This window comes from Hafnia psychrotolerans (assembly GCF_014639435.1).
Lineage (GTDB): Bacteria > Pseudomonadota > Gammaproteobacteria > Enterobacterales > Enterobacteriaceae > Ewingella > Ewingella psychrotolerans.
Map to the genome: position 1 here is coordinate 288,576 of NZ_BMFZ01000005.1, position 18,428 is coordinate 307,003.

Genomic DNA, 18,428 nt, shown 5'->3' on the forward strand with positions numbered 1-18,428 from the left:
TGATTATTCCGCGAGAAAGATTTTATTCCGATGATATTTTAACTGGCTTATATCGGGCGGATAACGGCGCGGTAACCGAAGCTTCTTTCCTTCATAATTGGCAAAATTTTCAATGTAAATGGTGCTTTTAAGTTTCTTAATTTGCGGCGAAAGCAGCATCTCTAGATGGTCATTAAACGAGATCAAACCGCGATCAAAAGCTTTGTCATGCAGACTGGAAAGACATAGCCCGTTGCTAGGGTTTAAACGGTGCTCAACAGCATGACTCCACGGACGAATATGGCTTGCAACCAATAAAGCGGGTTCTTCCAGTTCGGTCAGGCAGCAGCGATATTCGTAGGCTGCTAGAACGTGTTTGCGGAACAGTTGCTGATCGACTCGAGCCTTAACAATTGTCGTTCTTTCTCTGCCACTAAAATCATGAACTTCACTGTCTTGTATTTGCACTGCAGACGGTTCAAGTTTTTCCATCGCTTGCTCGCATTGTGCGCCGAATGCTGCGGTGTCTTCCGTCATTTCTTGCCATAAAGCGCGGTCAGCATTAGACACACCTTTCAAACCCGTACGGCCCGATTCAATGATAAAGGGGTCAAGGCTGGCAAAATTAACCAACTTCATAGCTAATGCAGAGGGCGTACGGCCAATGAGATTGGCATAGTGAATAATATCGGAATTCTTTGAATGCAGCCTTCCAAAAGGAATTTGACTATAAAGAGTGAAAGCGACGATAAGTTGATCACGAGTCCAACGGTTCACACCAGCCATGTGCTTATTATCCAGTAAGTATGAGTTCGAGTTATCGATTCTACTCACTATGCCGGTGTAAAAACAGAACGCAAAATGCAGTTTATAAATAGTAAAACATCACGTTCCCATTAATCCTTTTCAATCCAGTAACCGGATTACACGTCGAGCATGATAAATAGCTTTATCACTCCGCAAGGCTATTTTCCCGCTCTAGCGATACGCGTGGCGATCTATAAGTGACAAGCCATCATGTTCAACACATGAATTCACCACATCTCATGGTATTATATTCGCATCACTATGCTCAGTGGTCACCTTGGGGTGATGAAAAGGCGTACCGCTTAGCATAAGACCATCGTGATGAGCCAACAGACAAACGAATAGCCATTGCAAGACTTATTCAGTTGAGGATGTGTAGATTCAATGCTGTGGCTCTGTATCACAGCCACGCCCTCAAACCATACTTTTGAACCACTACCCCGCTTGAACTTGAAGAGACTGTAACTCACTGCCGGGCACTCGCATTCGCATCCTCAACCATTGTGTCGCGATAGCTCCGAAGCAAAAAACCGGCTGAATTTAGCTTAAGGTAAATAGGTTTCAAACCTGCTGAGCAGCGTATTGCGAGTCAACACGTCATCTGTACCGCGCTATGTCTCGCTGCCCTTCTCCGCCACATTCTGTAACATCTACGACTTAACACAAATAAGATAGTACTCAACTCCTGACGGTCGCTAAGACGTCAACTTATTCGATAATGTATTAAGAACAATAATTTTATTCCTGAATAGATCTTTCCAAATTAAGAATAGACTTAGTAATTATGAGATGAAAAATGCCATTAAAAACAATCAATGGGTTGAAATATAGTGATAATCACACAGAAGATCTTGATTAGTAATTAGCTTAGATGATGATTCAAAATGAAAAGTGACAATAAAAATCACAAGTTAATTAAAAAAGCTAATATTTTTAACCTCTCAACCCAATTTTAAGAAATTCCCCTGTTTTGGTTCTTTTTCGTTTAGGTTGCGCAAAAAAAAAAAACCAAAATTCCACCCAAAACAGCATAAAAAACAAAAATAAATTAAATAAAAAGAATAATAAACCAAGTAGATAAAAAACTGGAATGAGAGCCATTCAAGTTAAGAATGCGCCTAGATTTCACTGCGACATTGAAGCTAAAGCGTTACATAGCTCACAGTTCCACCGAAAAATAGGAATTTTATTAGGATTAAGCCTAGTAAAAAGTGTGAATATATTGATAGAAAAGTGTAAATCGATCGATAAAACCTATTGTTAGATGTAATTGCGAGTGAGATAAACGATTGGAAGAGTTTCGCCCTCGTATTATTCTACATACATTAAACGGAGTGGAGTAAATATGAAATCAGCATAGTTAATATGCTTGTCTTTATATCGCACTAAAAAAATGAGTTATTCTTCACGCTCTCATCGAGAAGTCTTTGAGCGTCTTTAAACCCATGCTATTAGGCGGAAAAATGCCTCGGTTAATAATCTGGAGTGAGTGCCAGTTTACTAGGCTTGCGTTAAAGGAGATTGTATCCAGGAAACTGCCTTACGTTACCGAAGTCATGTTCATTGGCTCTGATGACAAGGTGAACTTGTGTACAAGAGATTATCTAATTATCGATCCTTCTGGAGACGGTTTTCACAAGTGCTATGAGTTTTTAAATGAACACAACAGCATATTAGAACCAGAGAGAGTTCTTATTTTTTCTTCTGAGGTCGATATGTTGATGCTAGATCTTCTTTTTAAGAAAGAGTTCAAGTTTCTTAAAAAGAAGAGGTATTTACCAGAGATTTCCAGCGCAGTAGAGAAATTTATACAGCTCAAGAACCTAATGAGTGACGAGGATGTATTTAATTATAAGATTACAAAAATGGAAGAAAAAATCTTAGTTATGATGATGTCGGGTCTTTCAGTTAAAAATATTTCTAATATATTAAAGCTAAGTGTGAAGACCATCAGTGTACATAAATGTAATTCACTGAGAAAGATTGGCGTCGACGCCAAAAGCAGTTCGGGTTTGTTTTTCTTTCATAAACATGTTGTGGGAAACAGAGCCGTTTTACAAAAATCAATATAACAAGCACGTGTTGCTGGTTTTTGAGTACATGTTTTTGAGTACATATCGTTAAGCTTATATCCATGGAGTAAGGAATGCGATCGGTGAAAAGAAGTAACTCCGGATATGTCTTCGAGCCCATAGTCACAGTATCAGGTGGAATGCTTGGTTTTGAATTGGTGAAAAAAAGAGAGAAGAACGAACATCAATTTAATACTAAAGAGCATCGGGATGCTGTACCGGAAGAAGACAGAATAAAAGCATTCTTTGACCAGGTCACTATCGCTTGTGTCAATGAAGATGTTTTTATTAATCACTCTTTTTTGCTATCAATCGTTATCGATTATGACATTGCACTTCATATCATTAGTAACACAGCAATACGAAAGGTATTACAACAGCATAGTTACATAAGACTGACGCTGGATGAGCATTTCAAGGAGTTTGAAATTGAGGAAGAACGTGCTGTTCTTCATGCTCTGACAAAATACTGCACCTTATGGCTAGACCGTTTTGGGGAAGGAAGCACCAGTCTTTCTCTGGTGATGAATGAAAAATTTGAGTATATAAAAATAAGTGAGAGTTTTTTCTGGCAACACCAGGGAACCTTATCATTCCGTAAAATTATTGAATACCTGAGGCCCTATTGTAATGGCGTTATCATTTGTGGCGTTGAACACTATAGCCACATTGAATACTTAAAGGGTAGCGATATTCAGGCAATGCAAGGGGCATTATGGTGGTCTTATAACCAGGAAAAAATAATTCAATATTTTTCCTGATTGAGCAATAGATAGAATGAAATTTTTTATGCTTTTATAAAGATAAAGAATAATCGTCAGAATATTATGGCGAGGTCTTTTTATCGCCCTGATTATTGAGCAACTATTTTGGCAAATTGGTAGCCGTAAACCAGGGGCGGTAGCGTAGCTAAAATATCTGAAGCAACCGAAAAAAATGGCAATTCAACACTCTTACTAAGACTCTTACTAAGGTGCGAAGCATATAGGCGATGTGGTTTTAACGTATTGTTAAAATCATGCCAGCCTCATATTTTCACCCCCCTACTATTAACCATAATAAAAATCATATTTTTTAGTTTTACGAAGCATGGTTGTTATTGTTAATGATGAAGAGCACATGAAAATCCCACCTATAAAGACGGCGCTTTTACAGAGGAATTACTGCATTGACTAAGAGCGGTGACTGAAGGGGAATATTTTATCTAAATCTGATTTATTCAACAAAACCCTAATAAGAGTGAAACCAGAATGAAAACTCCACACAATCGCACACGCTCTAATGCCAATGCGTCATTGATTTCAATGGTTCAGCGGTTTTCTGATATCTCAATAATATTCTTCAGCCTGTATATAGTGATTTTATGTAATAAACTGACATTTAACTATAAACATGTACTGACAGCGTTGGTCGTTCTGGGTGCATTCCAAATGATTGGCGGAATTACAGATTTTTATCGCTCTTGGCGTGGAGTGAAAATGTCTGCTGAGTTGGTTCTCATCTCTAAGAACTGGACACTAAGCTTGATTGTCACTCTGGGATTAATTTCAGTCTTAAGTGATTTTTATTTAGGTTTCAAGATTTTCATTGAGTGGTATTTTGCCGTTTTAGCTGGATTCTTTCTATGTCGTATTGGTATTCGGGTCGGATCCGGTCTTTTACGCAAGATGGGATACAATGTTCGACGGGTTGCAGTCGTCGGTACAATGCCCGCAGGCATTAACCTCATCAGTAGTTTTATTGACGAACCATGGATGGGTTTCGTTGTGACCGGCATTTACGATGAAAAGCCTTTAGAGGGTATCACCGGTATTAATTACGCTGGAGATTTCGACCAACTTATTGAAGATGCCCGCGGCGGAAAACTGGATCGCATCTATATTGCGATGAGTATGAAGGATGAGTTAAAAATAAAAAATATTGTGCGGAAACTCACGGATACGACCTGTTCTGTACTGCTGATTCCTGATGTATTTACATTCAACATCCTCCAGTCACGCACTGAAGAAATCAATGGAATACCTGTTGTGCCACTGTTTGACACACCATTAAACGGTATTAACATGGTGTTCAAACGTATCGAAGATATCGCGGTTTCCTCTATTATCCTTCTGTTGATTTCCGTTCCACTCATGATAATTGCTTGTGCGATTAAACTGACCTCCCCGGGACCGGCTATTTTCCGCCAGGTTCGCTATGGCATGGACGGTAAGCCTATTATAGTATGGAAATTCCGTACGATGACGGTCATGGAAAATGGTGGATTAGTGGTACAGGCAAAGCAAAATGATCCCCGGGTCACTAAGCTAGGGAAATTCCTGCGAAACACCTCTCTCGATGAGTTACCGCAATTTTTTAACGTACTCTTCGGTCAGATGTCAGTTGTCGGTCCCAGACCACATGCGGTCGCTCATAATGAACAATATCGTTCTCTGATCGAAGGCTATATGCTCCGCCATAAAGTCAAACCCGGCATTACCGGATTGGCTCAAATTAATGGCTTCCGGGGTGAGACTGACACACTCGACAAGATGCAAAAACGTGTAGACTTTGACCTGTTATATATTCGTGGCTGGAGCATTTGGTTGGATCTTGAGATTATATTCTTAACCTTCTTCAAAGGCTTTGTCAGTAAGACGGCATATTAATCTTATACAGACTCTTTAGGTCCCTTTATTACGGGTTAAGTTGAAATATCGTCAACCCTATTACATTTTTTATCCAGGCATTATGGCGCTAAAAAACCCTTCAAATACAATGAGAAATTAATACAGGATGCCTTAAGCATCAGGTGTAACCCTTCGCTTCGTACATAGACTCCTTGGGTTAAAAGGAGTCTTGCAATGGTGAGAACTCAGAGTGAAATAGTTTTGAATGTATGACTCCTTTATTGGCGTCTCTCCAATAAAATAAGTGGAATGAATAATATTTATTTCAAACGGATAAAATTGTTCAGGCGTTTTTGATAACTCTTAATGTGCTCTTCTTTTTTACCAAAACTGAGGTTGTCTACCGGGTTTTATTGCCCCGTTTTTTTTCAAAGTGACCACTTCTGTTTATTAACACCATTCACTGACACTAACACTGACAGATTACTCTCTTCTTCATTGATGATATGAACTTATGACGAAAAAATATTTGAAATTTTCGGTGATTGCCGTTGCATTAGGGCTATTAAGTGGCTGTAACGTGCTACCTGGACAGGATCTTAGCACTTCAGGTAAAGACATCATCAAAGCGCAGGACAGTGATTTTGATCTGGATAAAATGGTTAACGTATTACCGATGACACCAGGTTTGATCGACAAGCTGCGTCCGGTACCGGTTAACGCCCGTTCCAATCCGCAGTTAGATGCTCTCCTCAGCCGCTATGAATACCGTGTTGGTGTGGGTGACGTGCTCATGGTGACAGTGTGGGAACACCCGGAATTGACGACGCCGGCAGGGCAATATCGCAGCGCCAGCGATACAGGTAACTGGGTCAATGCAGATGGCACTATATTCTATCCCTATATCGGCAAGGTCGCGGTTGCAGGTAAAACATTGAGCGAGATCCGTAAAGATATCAGCCGCCGGCTAACTACCTATATTGAAAGCCCGCAGGTCGATGTCAGCATCGCGGCATTCCGCTCACAAAAAACCTACATTACGGGTGAAGTGGCGAAATCTGGCCAGCAGGCGATTACCAATATTCCATTGACTGTGATGGATGCGATCAATGCCGCGGGTGGCCTGGCTCCTGATGCCGACTGGCGTAACGTCGTACTGACCCACAACGGCCAGGATTCCAAAATCTCATTATATGCCCTAATGCAAAGGGGCGACCTGACACAGAATAAATTGCTCTATCCCGGGGATATTCTGTTTATTCCGCGTAATGATGACCTGAAAGTATTTGTAATGGGTGAAGTCGGCAAGCAGGCGACGCTGAAGATGGATCGCAGTGGTATGACGCTGGCTGAAGCATTGGGCCATGCAGAAGGTATTTCGCAGGCGATGAGCGATGCCAGCGGTATCTTTGTCGTGCGTCAGTTGAAAAATGATAAAACCGGCAAGATTGCCAATATCTATCAGTTAAATGCACAAGATGCCTCCGCGATGGTGCTGAGTACTGAATTCCAACTGCAACCGTACGATATTGTCTATGTCACCACAGCCCCTGTTGTTCGTTGGAATCGCGTTATTTCACAACTGGTGCCGACCATCACAGGTCTGCATGATATGACAGAAAACGTTCGCTATATCAGGAACTGGTGAGAAAATGTTTAATTCCATTCTCGTTGTTTGTACTGGAAACATATGCAGATCCCCGATTGCTGAAAGACTGTTACGAAATCATCTGCCAGTAAAAAAAATAGATTCTGCCGGTGTCAGCGCATTAGTCGGACATGCGGCAGATGATACTGCATGCTTAATCTCTGAGCAGAATGGTCTATCGCTGGAAGGGCATGTAGGACAGCAGTTTAGTGCATCCTTAGCGAGGAAATATGACCTTATTCTTGTGATGGAAAAAGATCATATTGAGCAAATCTCAAAAATAGCGCCCGAAGCAAGGGGGAAAACCATGCTTTTGGGTTATTGGTTAGGACAAAAAGAGATATCTGACCCTTATCGCAAGAGTTATGAAGCGTTTGAGTCTGTGTACGGGACTATTGACCTCGCATGTCAAAGTTGGATTGGCAAATTGAACAAATGATTATCAGGATAAAAACATGGGATCTGGCGTAACCAAAAATACTGTTTTCAATGATTCAGACGAGATCAATGTCGGCCGTCTCATTGGGGAACTCGTTGATCATTGGAAAATGATTATCGCAATAGTGTCGTTTACAACGCTTATTGCAATAATTTATGTTTTTTTCTCAACGCCAATTTATCAAGCGAGTTCGCTAGTTCAGGTTGAGCAAAAACAAGGAAACAGCATATTAAGTAGTTTGAGTCAGGTTCTCCCTGATACCGCTCCACAGTCAGCGCCTGAAATATCGCTATTACAGTCTCGAATGATTTTGGGTAAAACGGTTGATCAACTTGACCTACGACATGTTGTAAAGCAGAGCTATTTCCCATTGTTTGGCAAAGGCTGGTCAAGACTTACCGGTCAAAGCGAAGGAACCTTGGCAATCTCTGATATGAAGTTGTCAAGTGATGTGATCGGTTCAAATACAGTCGTCGTCACCATCATTGATAAAAATACCTTCACCGTTGAAGGCGAAGGTTTTAAATATGATGGGCATGTTGGGGTCATTTTAAAGAAACCCTATATATCATTATTAGTCACTAAGATAAATGCAGATGCGGGTACTGAGTTTGAGGTTAAAGAGTTATCAAGACTAGATGCCATTAACAATTTATCGAAAGCATTTGCAGTCAATGAACAAGGGAAAGACTCCGGGATGTTAAGTCTCACATTAATAGGTGAGAATCCAGCACTAATCACTAAAATATTAGATAAAATCAGTACGAATTATTTGAATCAAAATATTGAACGCCAGGCGGCGCAAGATGCAAAAAGTCTCGAATTTTTAAATCGACAGTTGCCAGAGGTTAGGCAGGAACTTGATACTGCCGAAGACAAATTAAATGATTATAGAAAACAGAAAAATTCGGTTGATCTGTCATTAGAGGCTAAGTCTGTATTAGACCAAATAGTCAATGTCGACAATCAGCTCAATGAATTAACATTCAAAGAAGCAGAGATCTCACAGTTATATACAAAAGAGCATCCGACTTATAAAGCACTACTCGAGAAAAGAGCGACATTAGAGAATGAGCAAGCGAAACTTAATAAACAAGTCTCGTCAATGCCATCGACACAGCAAGGAATCCTGAAGTTAAGCAGGGATGTTGAATCAGGAAGAGCGGTATACATGCAGTTGCTTAATCGCCAGCAAGAACTCAGCATCTCTAAATCGAGTGCTATCGGTAATGTAAGGATTATTGACCAGGCGATTACCGATCCTAAACCTGTTCAACCAAGGAAGTTACTTGGCATCCTTATAGGGATGTTTATTGGTGGTTTTATTGCAATAGGAGCAATTATTCTAAAAATCTCATTGCGACATGGCATTGAGTCTTCTGAAGAGTTAGAAAATCTGGGGGTTAATGTCTACGCTAACGTTCCAATATCAGAATGGCTAAATAAAAATAATAACAAAGCCCGGCAATTAGGGAGTAGAAGGCATACCGTTGACGCAAAAAACAGTTTACTGTTCTTAACGAACCCCGCTGATATTTCGATAGAGGCAATAAGAGGTTTAAGAACCAGCTTACACTTCGCGATGATGGAAGCAAAAAACAAGGTGTTAATGATTTCGGGGGCAAGCCCTAAGGCGGGTAAAACGTTCATTAGCTCTAACTTGTCAGCCACTATCGCAAATTCAGGGAAAAAAGTATTATATATAGATGCGGATATGCGTAAAGGCTACGTTCATAGAGTTTTAGGCGTCCCCGTAGAGGGTGGTCTCTCGGATTACTTATCTGGTCGTGAAGGACTGCCTAACATAGTTAAAGCAATAAAAGAGTCAGGCTTTGATTTTATATCAAGAGGAGCAATTCCTCCGAATCCTGCCGAGCTTCTAATGCATCCACGAATGCAAGCATTAGTGACCTGGGCAAATGATAACTATGACCTTATTGTTATTGATACGCCTCCTGTATTAGCCGTTACAGATGCAGTTATTATTGGGTCTTATTCAGGTACTACGTTGCTTGTTGCTCGTTTTGAAGAAAACACTGCGAAAGAAATAGATATTAGCATAAGAAAACTGGAGCAAAGCAATGTTGAAGTTAAAGGCTGTGTGTTGAATGGTATCGTTAGAAGAGCGAGTAGTCGATACGGATATGGATATAATGGCTATGGGTATTCATATGCTGACAAGAATTAACGATTAATCTAACCATCAAAACATTGTCATTTAAGCCGGCTAAAGAATATATGAAAAAATTAAGAATAAATGTAGATGATATTGCGTGGTATACATTTCATATCTTTATATTTGTCAAAGCTTTTACCGGCCCATTAACATTATACCTCCCTTATGTCCGCTTTCTGCCAATAGCGATGATGGTTGTTTTGCTGGGATATAGAATATACACGGATGTTTTAAGGGGAAAGAAAATAGTCCTACTGTTAGTTTCCTTATTACTATATGTAGCAATAGGTATTATTAATAATTCACTTATTGGATCTGTTTTTGGGCTGTACATTTTTGTTCCGTTTTTATTTGCATTTTTCTACTCATCAGTACTGTATGAACGTATTTTTTTTAATAATGCCAGGTTCAACTTTTTCTATTTTTTGAGTTGTGCAGCAGGAATATTTTATGTAAACCAATTTGGTGCGGCATGGATTGGTGCAGAACAAGAAATTGGCGGCGTGACCAAAGTGGTTTCGCGCGATTGGATATCCGATGGCATGATAAGAAATCCTGGTTTTACGGGTACTTCGGTGAGTTCCGCCACATTAGTTATCATAACCTGTACGTTTCTTGGATTTTATTTAATAAGCAAAAGGCGTCTTATTAGTTTTGCTGTATTGTTTGCGTTGTCAGGTTATCTCATTTACTTAACAACAACTAAAACAACAATGGCTACTCTCGGCTTTGTCTTTGTGTTGGCATTCTGTACATCTTTGATTACGAGATATACAGTAAAAATAACTTTTCTACTGCTAAGCCTGTTTTCGTATTATTGCATGTTCAATATCAATAATGTATCAACGGGTATGCTGACCAATACCATGCTAATTCGAATTTATCAAACATGGCCAAACGCCATGTTATTACTTGAGAATTCAACACAATATTTCATAGGTAAAGGATTTGGTTCAATTGGTGTTCCAACATATTACTTCACACCCGCCGAGGCAAATTCGGCAGATAATATGTTCGTGTACTTATATATCATATTTGGCATAGCAAGTGTGATATTGGCATTTTACGGGATGATAAAATTTCTATATTTTAAGTTTGAATCATCCAAAGATAGTAAACAATTTTTCATTGTGGCTTTAGTCATTCTAACCGGTGGTATAACGTCAAACCTCTTCGAGGCATCATTCTACTCGGTGTATGGTGGAGTGATCATTGGTGTTGTTTTTTCCAAAAAAATAAGCTTGAAACTCACCTAATACTTCAGTACAAGGAAGTGTAAAATGACACCCTGTATGCAGAGGTAACTGAAAATGTTCAAAATGAAAATATCCTTTTTCCCATGTTTTTTGTCAGCATTAATGTGTATGAACGTAAGTGCTGCTGACCAGATACAAGGAATAGGGATACATGCAAATAAATATAGCAAGTCTGCTGAGAGCATTCTTGGTTTAATTAAGCAATCAGGGTTTGATTCATTCAGACAGGATCTTACCTGGAATGATATAGAAGTTATAAAAAATCATTATTCAATTCCGAAGAAGCTAGAAATTAATGATGCATTAATTAAAACCGCAGAAAGCCATAATATTTCGCCATTAGTTATACTGGACTATGGCAATAAAAATTACAACAATGGTGGATACCCTACTAGTGCTCAAGATATTAAAGCATTTGCCGACTATGCTAAATGGGTAGCCGCACGCTATAAAGGTAAGGTTCCATACTATGAAGTATGGAATGAATGGACTGTTGGCACAGGAATGAAAGGGAAAGGTGATATTCCTCCTTCTGAGGTATACCTACAATTAGTTAAAGCAACAAGTATTGCGATAAAATCCGTTGATCCAACAGCTAAAGTCCTTGCTGGCTCACTGAACCCCATCAGCCCAAATGGCAGGCGCTTGAATATTTCGGATACAGTATGGTTCAATCAACTGATAGATGAAGGGATCCTTAATTATATCGACGGAATTTCAATCCATCCTTACTCCTTCCTTAATGCTGATAAATCATTGAGAAACCCAGAGTTCAATATACAAAAAATTGATGATTTCTATAATAGTATCAAGCCTAAAAATAATAAAGACATCCCAATTTATATTACAGAAGTGGGCGTACCAACGCATGCAGGCTTAGGTGGAGTGAGCCAGGAACAAGCTGCAGACTTTATTGTAAAATACACAATCCTGGCCAAATCAAAATCCTATATTAAAGGTGTCTGGTGGTACGACTTACGCGACGATGGAACAGATTCAGACAATCAAGAACATAATTTTGGATTTTATGATAATAGTTTTAATCCTAAGCAGGCAGCTTTAGCATTTACTAATATGCATAATACATTAAAAAACATGATTATCGATGGTGTGTCGGTCCATAAGAATAATAACAACCGGCAAGTGACAGTTTCGCTGAAAGACACTGCAAGTAATAAAAACTATAAGATAAACTGGAATGAAAATCAGTTGGAACAAAATGGGCGTTTAAAGTCTCTAAATCTAATGAAGAAAAACAATAGTTCCACGCCGGTTATTTATGATAAAAACAACCTAAGTGGTGATGTCTTTTTGAAATAAAACTCCTTTAGAGAATAATATGAAAAATATATTAGTCGTTGTACGATCTATTTCATTTGGCATTGGTGTTGGTGGGATGGAGAAAGCCGCCAATCAACATATATATGAAATGTATGAGAAAGGATATAAAATCCATCTGATTGCACCAGGTAATAAAGTGAAAGGGAACATACCCTCATTTATCAATTTCATTGATGTTCGCTGGCCTTATTGGGATAAATATAAAATACTCATGACAATGGGGCTGGCCTACTATCAATGGTGTAAACATGTAGCTAATAAAATAAAAATCATGGAAGACGATATAGATATCATTCACTTTCATGGCGCATCAGCAGGAACATTATCCTTTTTAAAAAAGAATTTACTTGATAATAAAGCAACGGTTGTTAATCCTCATGGAATGGAGGAGTTTGGTTCTGGTTCTATTTTACGACTGGCTAATCGTTTATTTACCAGGTCATTATTAAGAAAATCTCATCTCGCTGATTTTGTAATAGCAACAGATACTATTTTGATAAAAAATGTTGAAGATAATTTAAAAATCCCTCCAGAAAAAATCTATGTAGTTCCGAATACAATTGATATTCAACAATTAAAAAAGAAAGCTAAAAAAAGAAATGAGACTAAAGGCCTTTGTATTGTGAGCGTGGGCCGAATGGAGCATAACAAAGGCTATGACTTACTTGCAGCAGCCTTGGGGAAATTAAAATCCAAAAACAAAATTGATGCACATTTTTCATGGGATCATTATGGTAATGGTAAAATGAAAGATAAAATCATTGAGTACAGCAACAAAAATAATATCCCGTTGAAAGTACACATGGGAGCATCGGATGAAGAGGTACAGTCTGCTATTGCTAATAGTAGTATTTTTGTCCAACCGTCAAGATATGAAGGAAGCAGTCTTACAACACTAGAGGCGATGACACATGGTGCACTCATTGTCGCCATGCCAGTAGGTGGTATTCCAGATAAAATTTTCGATAAGAATACGGGTTTCTTATGTAAGTCTGTAACAGTACCGGAACTGGAAAAGAGCCTTAGTGAAGCACTTAACAATATGCCTCATAATGAAATACGCGATAATGCTGAAAAGTATGTGCTAGAAAACTTTGATATAGCAGTTTCTACGCGTAAATACGATGAGCTATATAAAAGCATCATAACATCGAAGGACTGCCGATGATCTTCTATTGTGAATCTAGAATATTCAGTGGCCAGGAAAGAATGTTTTTAACAGCAGCGTGTGCACGGTCACATCAAACAAAATGCATTCTCATTGTTAACAGCACTAATGACGCTGCGATAAAATTCTCCAAAAGCAACGGTCATTTTAGTGAAATTAAGTTAATAGATAACTTTGATCAAAAATTTTCATCACTGTTTATATGGTTTCGCTGGAGCAGGATATATTCTTTATCTCAATATTTGAAAGAAAAGAGACGTCAATATCCAATAATATGTGTATCTCAGGGACGAATAGAGTCTGGTAATATCGGCGTCCTTGCTGGAAAACTTGCAAGAATGAATATTATTTCTTACATCCCCATGGTACATAGTCATATTGAAATGGGATCAGGTAAGTTGAGTGGAACAATAAAGGATCTATTGTGCTCACCATTATATCGTTTACCAGACTCATTTATAACAATAAGTAATGAAGTGGCGATTGAGTTGAGAGAAAATTGCAGCGCGACAATCAAGGTTGTAGAAAACTTTGCCCAACGAAAGCCATTAGTTAAAGTCGAAGATGTTCCACCATTATTTTATGACAAAAGCTATTACAAATTAATACTCCCTGGACGCTTGCTTAACAAGCAGAAAGGACAATTAGACTTAGTAAGAGCGTTGAAAGTTGTTAGTGAAAAAACATCTCAAAATATATTATGTTATATTGTCGGTGATGGACCAGATGATAGCCTAATTAATAATGAAATTAAAAATCTCGACCTCAGCCATAACATTTTCATGCTGGGTAATAGAAGTGATTTATTAAGCATTATGTATGAATGTGACTTAGTCGTTCTCCCCTCTCTATTTGAAGGTGTTCCTTTAGTATTGTTAGAAGCAGCTATATTAGATAAAGATATTATTGCTTCCGACATTATTGGTTTTAAGAACTACATCTCAAAGAATGATGTTTTTTCACCGCATAATACAGATTCACTGGCTAATAAAATAATATCAAAACTACGAAAAGACGCCACCAAAGCTATATACAATGAAAATCTTGAGCGTCTTCTTTCCCGGAATGAGGACATATTTACAACTGATTTTTGCAAAGTACTGAATGAATTATCTTGAGAGTTATTTAAAGAAACTTAATGAATAGGATTCTATAATGAAAAATAAAGACATTGTATTACTCTCTACAGCTGACTGGGATAATCCGTTTTGGACTAATAAGCAACATGTGGCGGTAGAATTATCTCGTCTTGGTTATAAGGTTTTTTATATTGACTCACTTGGTTTAAGAGCGCCGTCCTTTAATAAAAAAGACATGTCACGCGTTTTCAAACGAGTATCTAAACTATTTGCCGCCCCAAAGAAGAAAAGAGATAATCTTTGGGTATGGTCTCCTGTTACACTTCCGTGGAACAAATATAAGATAATTAGAACTTTTAATAAATTATATTTAAAAGGCATGATTAACTTCTGGACTCGTTATCTTAAATTTAAAGATAAAGTGATGTGGACATATAATCCTTTAACGAAACGCTTAGTCGATGTCAGCGACTATAACACTCTAATTTATCACTGCGTCGATGAAATAAAAGCACAGCCAGGAATGCCGGTTACTATTTTAGAGGAAGCAGAAAGTGAATTAATTAAAGACGCAGATATAGTTTTCGTTACCTCGCCCAATTTATATGAAAGTCGTAAAAAAATAAACTCGAACACATACTATCATTCAAATGTTGCAGATTTTAATCATTTTAATCGAAGTCTAACTGAGGATTTTCCTCGGCCATCAGATATTAAAGATATCCAAGGACCTATTTTGGGATTCATTGGTGCAATAAGTAGTTATAAGGTTAATTTTAAGCTTCTGAGTTATATTGCTACCAGTAGACCAGATTATCAGATTGTGCTTATCGGATTAGTCGGTGAGGGAGATCCAGAGACTGATGTATCCTTATTGAAAAATCATAAAAACATACATCTTATTGGACCTAAAAGTTATAATGAGCTACCTGTATACTTGAAGTATTTTGATGTGGCTTTGCTACCTAATATGATTAACTCATATACAGACAGTATGTTCCCTATGAAGTTTTTTGAATATCTTGCCGCTGGAAAAAACGTAGTCTCTGTCAATCTGAAAGCGATACAAGACTTTAAAGAGTACGTGAGCATAAGCCTCACTAACGATGATTTTATCGCCGATGTCGATAATATTTTATTAGGCAACGGCATTCCACTAGAGAAGAGATTGGAACTGGCGAAGCAATTTACCTATCACGAAAGAACACGAAAAATGTTAGAGCTGATTGAATAATTGACCTGTTAACTACATTATCGCAAGATATAAAGGTAAGTGAAATTGTCTAACGCTAACAATAAGAGAATAGCAAAAAATACATTGATGCTTTACTCAAGAATGATCATGATAATGGTCGTTTCTTTATATACATCACGAATTCTACTTCACGCCTTAGGTGTGGAAGATCTCGGTGTTTATAGTATTATCGCTGGCGTGATCGTTCTTTTCGGATTTATTCAGAATGTCACCACACTGGCAACCCAACGTTTTCTTTCCATGGGTCTGGGTAAGAATGATATTTCCTGGACTAACAAAGCATTTAATACCAGCATCCTCGTTCATGTCGCCATTGCACTATTTATATTTTTGGCTGGTGAGACAATTGGCCTTTGGTTTGTGAATACTCATTTAAGTATACCGCCAGATAGAATCCAGGATGTAAGTTGGGTTTTCCAATTTTCACTTTTGGCATTGATGGTACAGATCATACAAACCCCCTATATTGCTTCAATAATAGCCTGTGAGCGAATGGAGGTTTATGCAAAAATTGGTATTCTGGACGCATTTCAACGCTGGTTTATTGTTTTTTTATTAACCTACTTTGACTTTAGTGACAAATTAAAAGCTTACGGCGTTCTGGTTTTATGTGGCTATTTATTTATTTTTCTTTGCTATTTTACATTTTGCGTTAAAAAATTTGATATTTGCAAATTAAATTTAAAAATAGAAAAGAAAATTTTAAAGGAAATGTTTTCTTTTTCAAGTTGGACATTAATGGGTTCCATGAGCGTTGTTGCTTTATCTCAAGGGATCGCAATTTTAGTAAATATCTTCTTTGGTGTCATTGCTAATGCTTCTCTCGGTTTATCAGACCAGGTTTTAGCCGCTATTAACCGAGTTACAGGGAACTTTCAGACGGCATTTAACCCACAAATCATTAAATCATATGCTGCGGGTGATTTAGAGTATCTAAAAAAATTAATTGGTCAGTCAAGCAAGCTATCATTTGCTTTAGTTTTGTTGGCGGTTGTTCCTCTGTTTGCTGACACACAGTTTATTCTCTCTGTTTGGCTTGGTACCGTACCAGAATATTTAGTATCACTCGTGCGTGTGGTTACCCTGTATGTTCTCATCGATTGTATCTCTGGACCCTTTGTTACTGCCATATATGCTGTGGGTAAGTTAAAACGTTATCAAATCACAATCAGTGTAATTATACTCCTCAACTTAGCTCTCGCATTTTTACTTGTTTACAGCCATTGTCCATTGTATGTCGTGGTGATGGCCCGGGTTAGTAGTACTGTGTTTTTATTAGCATATCGATTAAATATGTTAGGATACTTAATTAGCTTTAACGTGAAAGAATATGTTTTTAACATTCTTTCACGATTGATTTTTGTTTCATTATTGTCATTTGTTTCAATTTACTACGCAAACATGTTTTTACCTGAAAGTTTTGTGGGACTGTTTGTATTATTACTGATATCAAGTTTTACTATTATTTTTCTTTTCTACATAATTGTGCTTTCTAATGATGAAAAGACATTTTGCAAACAGAAAACCAATTTTTTATATAAAAAATTCTTTAGTTAAATTATTAAGGTGAAAAATGAACAAATATGGTGTTATTGTATATGAAGGTGGGAAATTTAAAGAGCAGAACCTTTTAAATCTGGGAGATTATGTTCAAAGTACTGCAGCAAAACAATTTCTCCCAGAAGTAAATCATCATGTAACTCGCGAGGGCATGCATTTATATAATGATGAAAGTATTAAGATGATTATGAATGCATGGTATATGGCAAACCCAGAAAACTTCCCGCCATCAAATAAAATCACTCCATTATATGTATCTGTTCATTTAAACTCTTCAATAATAGACCGTATTTTCAGACCGGAAGTTATTGAACATTTCAAAAAACACCAGCCTATTGGGTGTAGGGATAATCACACAAGAGATTTACTTCGTGCAAAAGGTGTTGATGCTTATTACTCAGGATGCATGACACTTACTCTTGGCCACACTTATAAAAGAAAAAATATCAGCGACGAGGTGATTTTTGCTGATATTATGCATGATTCTTTATCTATGAAGCAGCTTCTCAAACAACCACTACGATTAGGGAAACGTATTCTTAATGGTAGAATTAAAGAGTTGTCTGTTAAACGTGATGTTTTGCAAAAATATTTTGATGAGGATGTCTTGAATAGAGCAGTATATATTGACCAAATGGTTCCGTATATTAATGCAGATGTTGGATTTGAAATGGCTGATAAATATTTAAAACGATTATCGTCCGCACGATTTGTGGTTACATCAAGAATTCACACTGCGTTACCCTGCTTAGCTATGGGGACTCCTGTTATTTTTGTCAATGGTGGCTTTAAAACCAAAGTCGACAACTGCCGTTTCGATGGCTTATTCGATTTTTTCAATCGTATCGATGTTGATAGTTCAGGTAACTCAAAGTGCAACTTCTCTTTTTCCGGCGAAAAAATCAACATTAGAACAGTTCTTAAAAATAAAGATTTGCATGTCCCTTTTGCTAACGATCTGATCAAAAAATGCCAAGATTTTACACTTTAATTAGATAACTATCTTATGTGTAAAATTTTATTATTAATGCATATATAC

14 protein-coding genes are annotated in these 18,428 nt (G+C 37.7%); 13 read left to right on the forward strand and 1 reads right to left on the reverse strand.

What is annotated here, in order from left to right; translation table 11 throughout:
- Positions 1-3: 3 nt before the first annotated feature.
- Positions 4-765 (reverse strand): HNH endonuclease, encoded by a 762-nt coding sequence (locus IEV89_RS11700; RefSeq protein ID WP_188473687.1) that lies wholly within the window; start codon positions 763-765, stop codon positions 4-6.
- A 1,448-nt stretch (positions 766-2,213) separates the two neighbouring features.
- Here IEV89_RS11700 and IEV89_RS11705 point away from each other — a divergent pair.
- From IEV89_RS11705 to IEV89_RS11765, 13 genes are all read left to right on the forward strand, one after another.
- Positions 2,214-2,858 (forward strand): helix-turn-helix domain-containing protein, encoded by a 645-nt coding sequence (locus IEV89_RS11705; RefSeq protein WP_229746452.1) that lies wholly within the window; start codon positions 2,214-2,216, stop codon positions 2,856-2,858.
- 74 nt (positions 2,859-2,932) lie between these two features.
- Positions 2,933-3,619 (forward strand): EAL domain-containing protein, encoded by a 687-nt coding sequence (locus IEV89_RS11710; RefSeq protein ID WP_188473688.1) that lies wholly within the window; start codon positions 2,933-2,935, stop codon positions 3,617-3,619.
- A gap of 489 nt (positions 3,620-4,108) precedes the next feature.
- The gene (gene wcaJ / locus IEV89_RS11715; protein WP_188473689.1) at positions 4,109-5,506 is read left to right on the forward strand and encodes an undecaprenyl-phosphate glucose phosphotransferase; all 1,398 of its coding nucleotides are present in this window, start codon (positions 4,109-4,111) and stop codon (positions 5,504-5,506) included.
- Positions 5,507-5,981: 475 nt separating this feature from the next.
- A complete protein-coding gene (locus tag IEV89_RS11720; protein WP_188473690.1) occupies positions 5,982-7,115 on the forward strand; it encodes a polysaccharide export protein in 1,134 nt (377 codons plus the stop codon).
- A gap of 4 nt (positions 7,116-7,119) precedes the next feature.
- A complete protein-coding gene (locus tag IEV89_RS11725) occupies positions 7,120-7,554 on the forward strand; it encodes an arsenate reductase/protein-tyrosine-phosphatase family protein (RefSeq protein WP_188473691.1) in 435 nt (144 codons plus the stop codon).
- A gap of 16 nt (positions 7,555-7,570) precedes the next feature.
- A complete protein-coding gene (locus tag IEV89_RS11730; RefSeq protein WP_188473692.1) occupies positions 7,571-9,742 on the forward strand; it encodes a polysaccharide biosynthesis tyrosine autokinase in 2,172 nt (723 codons plus the stop codon).
- Positions 9,743-9,792: 50 nt separating this feature from the next.
- Positions 9,793-10,986, forward strand: a complete 1,194-nt coding sequence (locus IEV89_RS11735; RefSeq protein WP_188473693.1) for a hypothetical protein — start codon at positions 9,793-9,795, stop codon at positions 10,984-10,986.
- Between the two features lie 54 nt (positions 10,987-11,040).
- Complete coding sequence (locus IEV89_RS11740) at positions 11,041-12,306, forward strand: cellulase family glycosylhydrolase (RefSeq protein WP_188473694.1); 1,266 nt, start codon at positions 11,041-11,043, stop codon at positions 12,304-12,306.
- A 19-nt stretch (positions 12,307-12,325) separates the two neighbouring features.
- Positions 12,326-13,495: a glycosyltransferase family 4 protein gene (locus IEV89_RS11745; RefSeq protein ID WP_188473695.1), complete on the forward strand. Its 1,170-nt coding sequence runs from the start codon at positions 12,326-12,328 to the stop codon at positions 13,493-13,495.
- 41 nt (positions 13,496-13,536) lie between these two features.
- The gene (locus IEV89_RS11750; protein WP_188473696.1) at positions 13,537-14,613 is read left to right on the forward strand and encodes a glycosyltransferase; all 1,077 of its coding nucleotides are present in this window, start codon (positions 13,537-13,539) and stop codon (positions 14,611-14,613) included.
- A 37-nt stretch (positions 14,614-14,650) separates the two neighbouring features.
- The gene (locus tag IEV89_RS11755; RefSeq protein WP_188473697.1) at positions 14,651-15,808 is read left to right on the forward strand and encodes a glycosyltransferase; all 1,158 of its coding nucleotides are present in this window, start codon (positions 14,651-14,653) and stop codon (positions 15,806-15,808) included.
- A gap of 45 nt (positions 15,809-15,853) precedes the next feature.
- Positions 15,854-17,386 (forward strand): MATE family efflux transporter, encoded by a 1,533-nt coding sequence (locus IEV89_RS11760; protein ID WP_188473698.1) that lies wholly within the window; start codon positions 15,854-15,856, stop codon positions 17,384-17,386.
- Positions 17,387-17,402: 16 nt separating this feature from the next.
- Positions 17,403-18,380, forward strand: a complete 978-nt coding sequence (locus IEV89_RS11765) for a polysaccharide pyruvyl transferase family protein (protein WP_188473699.1) — start codon at positions 17,403-17,405, stop codon at positions 18,378-18,380.
- The last annotated feature ends 48 nt before the right edge of the window (positions 18,381-18,428 follow it).

Coding starts and splice junctions, on each gene's coding strand:
- IEV89_RS11765 (WP_188473699.1), top strand. CDS start 17,403: ATGAACAAATATGGTGTTATTGTATATGAAGGTGGGAAATTTAAAGAG.
- IEV89_RS11730 (WP_188473692.1), top strand. CDS start 7,571: ATGGGATCTGGCGTAACCAAAAATACTGTTTTCAATGATTCAGACGAG.
- IEV89_RS11755 (WP_188473697.1), top strand. CDS start 14,651: ATGAAAAATAAAGACATTGTATTACTCTCTACAGCTGACTGGGATAAT.
- IEV89_RS11720 (WP_188473690.1), top strand. CDS start 5,982: ATGACGAAAAAATATTTGAAATTTTCGGTGATTGCCGTTGCATTAGGG.
- IEV89_RS11740 (WP_188473694.1), top strand. CDS start 11,041: ATGTTCAAAATGAAAATATCCTTTTTCCCATGTTTTTTGTCAGCATTA.
- IEV89_RS11750 (WP_188473696.1), top strand. CDS start 13,537: ATGTTTTTAACAGCAGCGTGTGCACGGTCACATCAAACAAAATGCATT.
- IEV89_RS11700 (WP_188473687.1), bottom strand. CDS start 765: ATGGCTGGTGTGAACCGTTGGACTCGTGATCAACTTATCGTCGCTTTC.
- wcaJ (WP_188473689.1), top strand. CDS start 4,109: ATGAAAACTCCACACAATCGCACACGCTCTAATGCCAATGCGTCATTG.
- IEV89_RS11725 (WP_188473691.1), top strand. CDS start 7,120: ATGTTTAATTCCATTCTCGTTGTTTGTACTGGAAACATATGCAGATCC.
- IEV89_RS11735 (WP_188473693.1), top strand. CDS start 9,793: ATGAAAAAATTAAGAATAAATGTAGATGATATTGCGTGGTATACATTT.
- IEV89_RS11745 (WP_188473695.1), top strand. CDS start 12,326: ATGAAAAATATATTAGTCGTTGTACGATCTATTTCATTTGGCATTGGT.
- IEV89_RS11710 (WP_188473688.1), top strand. CDS start 2,933: ATGCGATCGGTGAAAAGAAGTAACTCCGGATATGTCTTCGAGCCCATA.